This window comes from Mesorhizobium sp. P2_A12 (genome assembly GCF_056405075.1).
Window position 1 is genome coordinate 1 of the sequence record NZ_JBFUCU010000085.1, and the last position, 846, is coordinate 846.

General features: G+C 58.2%; 1 protein-coding gene and 1 pseudogene. One reads left to right on the plus strand and one right to left on the minus strand.

The window, feature by feature from the left end:
- On the plus strand, positions 1-534 hold a 534-nt coding region (locus AC1DZU_RS35605; protein ID WP_477292137.1), incomplete at its 5' end, for a beta-barrel domain-containing protein.
- A 174-nt stretch (positions 535-708) separates the two neighbouring features.
- Here AC1DZU_RS35605 and AC1DZU_RS35610 read toward each other — a convergent pair.
- Positions 709-846: pseudogene (locus AC1DZU_RS35610) on the minus strand (IS630 family transposase); the annotation flags it as partial.

Here is an 846-nt window from a genome sequence, read left to right on the forward strand (position 1 = left end):
ACGGAACTGAACAAAGCCCGGGCACAGGTGGCGGACCTCGAGGAACAAATCAACGCTGCTCGATCGGTCCTGGAGCGGACGACCATCCGTGCCCCGGTGGACGGCATCATCGTCCGCTCGCTCTATAATTCCGAAGGCAGCGTCATCCGAGCGGGCGAGGCCGCGATGGAGCTTCTGCCGACCACGAACCAACTTATCATCGAGGCGAAGATCAAGCCCGAGGACATCGACTCTATCCGGATAGGGCAGGATGCGAACTTGATGTTTACGGCCCTCAACGCGCGAACAACACCAAAAGTGTCCGGAAAGGTGTTCTACATTTCGGCGGACCGGCTGATCACACCGAGTTCCGGAGTGCCTTACTACACCGTCCGGCTTAGAATGACCGAGCGGCTGCCGCCGCAGATCAAGCCCGAGCAGATCTATCCAGGCATGCCGGTCGAAACGTTCATCTCAACCGGCGAACGAACGTTTCTGGCTTATCTCACCAAGCCCTTGGTGGATTCGTTTCAGCGCGCCTTCCGGGAGAGGTAGATCGGCCTCGACTTCTCGAAGATCGGGCGCTGGATTATATGCAACCAGGTCCAACCAGTACCGTCGTCGGCTGAAACTGCCCGCATTGTAAGCGCCGAGCAGGTGCAGCGTGGCATCATGTTTGCAGTCGGAAACGACCGCTGATAGACGGCCTGTCGTCGCGGCTAGAGTCCTTCACGTTTTGACGGAAGCGTATCCGGCATTTACGAAGTAGTTCTTGCATTCGGCTGCCTCGATCGTTTCGACGAGGTGGCCGATGTGGCGCCAAGTTTCCTCGACGGTGCGTTTCTGAGCCTGGCGCATCCAGTGTTT